The organism is Roseisolibacter sp. H3M3-2, from assembly GCF_029211165.1.
Lineage (GTDB): Bacteria > Gemmatimonadota > Gemmatimonadetes > Gemmatimonadales > Gemmatimonadaceae > Roseisolibacter.
This window is the reverse complement of the sequence record NZ_JARGEK010000355.1, coordinates 1-4,924: the sequence shown is the minus strand read 5'-3', so window position 1 is coordinate 4,924 and position 4,924 is coordinate 1. Positions and strand designations below refer to the sequence as shown.

The following is a 4,924-nucleotide window of genomic DNA, read 5'->3' as shown; positions in this document are numbered from 1 at the left end:
GGCGGCGCGGCGCACCGCGCGGCGCAGCCCGGGGACCGCGGCGCCGTGCGCGTCCCACACCGCCAGCAGGGCGTCGCGCAGCTCGGGCGGGGCGGCGCGCACGCGGAGGAGGCGCGTGTCGAACGGCGCGCGCGGCCCCGGCTCGCGCGGCGGGCGCCGAAGGCGTCCTCGACCAGCCGGGCGACCGCGTCCAGCGTCTCGGTGGCGGCGCCGAACAGCGCGTCGACCTCGACGAAGAGCGCGGGGGCGACGGCGAGCGTCGTCAGCTCGCGCGCGTCGAGCAGCGCGGCCGTCTGCCGCGCGGCGTCGGCGGCGCGGGCGTAGCGCAGCGCGGCGGCGATCGCGCGCTGCTCGGCGGCGTCCACGAGGAAGCGCAGGCGCAGCGCGTGGGCGCCGAGCGAGGGGACGTCGGCCAGCGTCTCGAGGGGGGGGCGCCAGGCGATCGTGCCGGCGGCGGAGACGAGGTGCGCGCCCCCGTCGCCAGGCGGGTCGGCCTCGTCGGTGACCAGCACCACCGGGCGGACCCCGTCGGCGAGCAGCGCCTCGGGGTCGACCGGTTGCCACGCCCACAGCGCGGCCGGGGCGGGGGCGCCGGCCGCGGGGGCGGCGCCCCAGGGGGGCGGGACCGCGAGCCCGGCGGCGACGTCGGAGGGACGGAGCCCGAGAGCGCGCAGCGTCGCGGCCAGCATCGTCGCCCCCGCGGCGCCCGGCGGCGGCCCGGCCGGGACGTCGGTCGCCACCCCCCACGCGCCGCCCGGGCCGCGCCGCAGCGTCACCCCGCCCGTGCACACGACGCGCGAGGGCGAGCTCGGCAGTTCGGCGAGCAGGCGGTCCAGGACGGGGGCCGACGGGGGCGACGGAGGGAGCAGCGGAGGGGCGGGGCGGGCGGGGCGCGGGAGGGGTGCGCCCCGGGATGGGGAGGGAGGACGCGGGGCGTCCCGATGTGCTGCCGATGCTATGTTGGGGCGCCGACGGACGGCGTCCGCGGCTGTGCCATCGCTCTGAGTGTCGGTCGCTCGGGGCGTGAGCCACACGGTCCCCATCCCGCCGCCCGCCATGACGCACGTCACAGGAGCACGTCGCGCGCCGCTGCGCCAGAGCTCGCCGCACCCGGGCGCCCGGCGGCGGATTGCCGGGCTCATCCTCTTGGGCACGGCCGTGTTGGCCGGGTGCGGCTCCGGTCGGAGCAGGGCGGGGGTGACGCTACCGGCCCCCATCCCCGAAGTGAAGGGTGTCGAACGCACGCAATACGTGATGCGCTACGTCGACATCGCCGAGGGGACGGGGGCGGCGGCCCTCCCCGGCAAGCAGTACGTCGTGCACTACACCGGGTGGCTGACCGACGGGCGCAAGTTCGACTCGTCGCGCGACCGCAACGAGCCGATCCGCTTCGAGCAGGGGCGCCGCCGGGTGATCCCGGGGTGGGACGCCGGCTTCGAGGGGATGCGCGTCGGCGGGCGTCGTCGTCTGATCATCCCGTACCAGCTGGGCTACGGGGTGCCCGGGCGCTCCCCGACCATCCCGCCGTGCGCGACGCTGATCTTCGACGTCGAGCTGGTCGGGGTCGAGGAGCCCCCGCCGCCGACCGCCCCCGCCCCGCCGCGCCCGACCAACCCGGCCGACTCCACCCGCAGCTGCCCCCGATGACCGCCACCGTCCGCCCCGACGCCCCCCAGTCGCCGCCCCCCGCCCCCGTCCCCGCCGACCCGCCGGGCGAGGGGACGCTGGCGTGGGTCGGGCCGTTCGCGGTCTTCATGGCCTGGCTGGCGCTCGACGGCCAGCTCCCGCTCGAGCAGCCGGTCAAGGAGGTCGTGCGCGACCTCGTCATCCTCGGCAGCATCCTGCTGTTCTCGCGGCGGGTGCTGGCGGTGCACGCCCGGCGCGCGCCGCACTGGCTGGCGAGCGTCGGGCTCGGGCTCGCGGTGTGCGCCCTCTGGGTCGCCCCCGACCTGCTGGTCCCCGGCTGGCGCGACTCGGCGCTCTTCCAGAACGACGTCACGGGGCGCCTGAAGACGTCGATCCCGGCGGGCGAGCTGACCCCGCTGATGCTCGTCCTGCGCACGATGCGCGCGGCGCTGCTGGTGCCGGTGCTGGAGGAGCTGTTCTGGCGCGGCTGGCTCCCGCGCTGGCTGCAGGACACGCGCTTCAGCCGCGTGCCGCTCGGCACCTACACGACGTTCGCGTTCTGGGGGACGGCGCTGCTGTTCGCCGCCGAGCACGGGCCGTTCTGGGAGGTCGGGCTGCTGTGCGGGATCATCTACAACTGGTGGATGAAGCGCACGCGGTCGCTCGGGGACCTGATCCTCGTGCACGCGACGACGAACCTCGCGCTGTCGCTGACCACCATCGCGACGGGGCGGTGGGAGTTCTGGATGTGAGGGCCCGGTACGGCGTGATCCGGTAGGGCGTGGTCTGATAGGGCGTGGTCTGATACGGCGTGGTCCGGTACTACGTGAGCCGACACCGACAGGTGAAGGTCACGCCGTACCGGACCACGCCGTTGTTGACCACGCCCTATCAGACCACGCCCTTCTAGACCACGCCGTTCCTGACCACGCCTCATGGATGCGCGGAATTGGGTAACACGACCCAAGTGGCGCCCGCCCGCTCCGGGAACATTGTGGTCGTCGCGCGCCGCGCGCGGCCTCACCTCGATCCCAGGAGCCCCTCCATGTCGTCCTTCCGCACCCTCGTCCGCAGCACGCTCGCCGCCGCCCTCGTCGCCGCCTGCGCGGACGGCACGCCCACCGACCCGGCGATGCGCGCCGGCGCCCCGTCGGCCAGCAAGGCCGAGGAGAACCAGGCGACGGCCGCGGCCCGCGCGGCGAGCGCGCGCTTCCGGAACGTCGACGCCGCGATCGCGGCCGGCTACGCGCCGCAGGGCGGGTGCGTCGAGGTGCCGGGGCTCGGCGGGATGGGGATCCACTACGTGAACGTGGCCGGCGTGATGAACCCGGCGCTCGACCCGGCGGAGCCGGAGATCCTCGTGTACGAGCCGCAGCAGAACGGGCGGCTGCGCCTGGTCGCCGTCGAGTACATGCAGGTCAACGCGCCCGGCTCGTCGCGCCCCTCGCTGTTCGGGCACGCGTTCGAGGACGGCCCGCCGGTCGGCCCGATGCAGACGTACGCGCTGCACGCGTGGGTCGGGCAGCACAACCCGAGCGGCACGTTCGCGGCGTTCAACCCGACCGTGAGCTGCCAGTACGCGGAGCAGCTGGAGGCGAACGTTTCGGCGCACGCGCATCACTGAGACCGCTGAACGGCGGGAGTCGCGACTGCGGGATTCACGAGAGCGGGAGTCGCAACGGCGCAGTGCGCTCTCACGACTCCCGCTTTTTCGACTCCCGCAGTCGCGACTCCCGCCGTCAGCGTCCTTCTTCGATCGCCCGCCGCGCGATCCGGTCCGTCAGCCCCGGCGCGATCAGCTTCAGCCACTGCCCGACGCGCCCGCGCGCCGTCATCACCAGCTCGCGGTCGCGGCGGGCGGCGGCGCGCAGGGTGAGGCGCGCGCACTCGTCCGGCGTCATCACCTTCGACTCCTGCACCGGGCTCTCGCCGAGCGGCCGGCCGTCGGGGCCGACGGCGTGGCGGCGCACGCCCGTGGCGACGAAGCCCGGGTAGACGACGGTGACGCTCACCCCCTCGTCGGCCAGCTCGATGCGCAGCGAGTCGAAGAAGCCCGCCATCGCGTGCTTGCTGGCGGCGTAGCCGGTGCGCGTCGGGACGCCGGTCTTGCCGGTGAGGCTCGACACCGCGACGATCCGGCCGCGCGCGCGCTTCAGGTGCGGCAGCGCGTGGAAGGCGCAGTACACCGCGCCGAAGTAGTTCACGCGCATGATGCGCTCGAGCCCCTCGAGGTCGCGCAGCGCGTCGAAGCGCGCCCACATGCTGATCCCCGCGTTGGCGACCAGCACGTCGAGCCGCCCGAACTCGGCGACCGCGCGCTCCACGGCGGCGCGGCACTGCGCCTCGTCGGCGACGTCGGTGGGGATGGCGACGGCGCGCGCGCCGGCCGCGGCGCCGGCCGCGCGGCACTCGGCGGCCACCTCCTCCAGCTCGTCGCGCGTGCGCGCGGCCAGCGCGAGCCACGCGCCCTGCTCCGCGAGCTGCCGCGCCAGCGCGCGCCCGATCCCGCTCGACGCGCCGGTGAGCAGGACCGCCAGCCCGCGAAAGGGGGCGCCGCTCACGCGCCGGCGAGCGCGCGCAGCCCGTCGCCGGTCACGCGCATCGTCGTCCACTCGTCCATCGGCGCCGCGCCGAGCGACCGGTAGAAGCCGATCGCCGGCGCGTTCCAGTCGAGGACGTTCCACTCGAGGCGCCCGCACCCGCGCTCCACGGCGAGCCGCGCGAGGTGCACGAGCAGCGCCTTGCCGATCCCGTGGCCGCGGCGCTCGGGGAGGACGAACAGGTCCTCGAGGAAGATCCCGCGGCGGGCGAGGAAGGTGGAATAGTTGTGGAAGAAGAGCGCGAACCCCGCCGGCGCGCCCTCCCACTCCGCGATCACCACCTCGGCGGCCGGGTGGTCGCCGAACAGCGTCGCGCGCAGCTGCTCCTCGGTGGCCTCGCACTCGTGCAGCAGCCGCTCGTAGTCGGCGAGCCCGCGGATCAGGCGGAGGATCGTCGGGACGTCGTCGGCGGTGGCCGCGCGGAGGCGGAGGGCGGGGGGCGTGGCGTCGGGGGTCATGACCGGACAAGATCACGACCCCGGCCCCCGCGCCGCGAGGGGCGCCACGCGGCCCTACGCGTCGCCGCGCAGCGCCTCGGTGGGGGCGATGCGCAGCCCGCGCTGCGCCGGCCCGAACGCGGCGAGCACCGCCACCACCGCCATCAGCGCGGCGAATCCCCCCAGCAGCAGGGCGGCGCGCCCGCCCATCAGGGCCCCGCCCGCGAGGCGGTCCGCCGCCGCGGCGCCGGCGGCGCCCGC

General features: G+C 76.1%; 5 protein-coding genes and 2 pseudogenes. 3 read left to right on the top strand and 4 right to left on the bottom strand.

Annotated elements, in window-relative coordinates; all coding sequences use genetic code 11:
* Positions 1-791: pseudogene (locus tag PYV61_RS20905) on the bottom strand (hypothetical protein); the annotation flags it as partial.
* Between the two features lie 463 nt (positions 792-1,254).
* Between PYV61_RS20905 and PYV61_RS20900 the strand changes: the two are divergent.
* From PYV61_RS20900 to PYV61_RS20890, 3 genes are all read left to right on the top strand, one after another.
* A complete protein-coding gene (locus PYV61_RS20900; protein ID WP_275835272.1) occupies positions 1,255-1,647 on the top strand; it encodes an FKBP-type peptidyl-prolyl cis-trans isomerase in 393 nt (130 codons plus the stop codon).
* Complete coding sequence (locus tag PYV61_RS20895) at positions 1,644-2,378, top strand: CAAX prenyl protease-related protein (RefSeq protein WP_275835270.1); 735 nt, start codon at positions 1,644-1,646, stop codon at positions 2,376-2,378. Before PYV61_RS20900 ends, PYV61_RS20895 begins: the two co-directional genes overlap by 4 nt.
* A 293-nt stretch (positions 2,379-2,671) precedes the next feature.
* Positions 2,672-3,250: a hypothetical protein gene (locus PYV61_RS20890; RefSeq protein ID WP_275835268.1), complete on the top strand. Its 579-nt coding sequence runs from the start codon at positions 2,672-2,674 to the stop codon at positions 3,248-3,250.
* A 115-nt stretch (positions 3,251-3,365) separates the two neighbouring features.
* Here PYV61_RS20890 and PYV61_RS20885 read toward each other — a convergent pair whose 3' ends face one another.
* From PYV61_RS20885 to PYV61_RS20875, 3 genes and pseudogenes are all read right to left on the bottom strand, one after another.
* Positions 3,366-4,187, bottom strand: a complete 822-nt coding sequence (locus tag PYV61_RS20885) for an SDR family oxidoreductase (protein ID WP_275835266.1) — start codon at positions 4,185-4,187, stop codon at positions 3,366-3,368.
* Positions 4,184-4,684, bottom strand: coding sequence for a GNAT family N-acetyltransferase (locus tag PYV61_RS20880; protein ID WP_275835264.1), 501 nt, complete (start codon positions 4,682-4,684; stop codon positions 4,184-4,186). The genes PYV61_RS20885 and PYV61_RS20880 overlap by 4 nt, the downstream gene beginning before the upstream one ends.
* Positions 4,685-4,738: 54 nt before the next feature.
* Positions 4,739-4,924 (bottom strand): annotated as a pseudogene (locus PYV61_RS20875) (hypothetical protein); the annotation flags it as partial.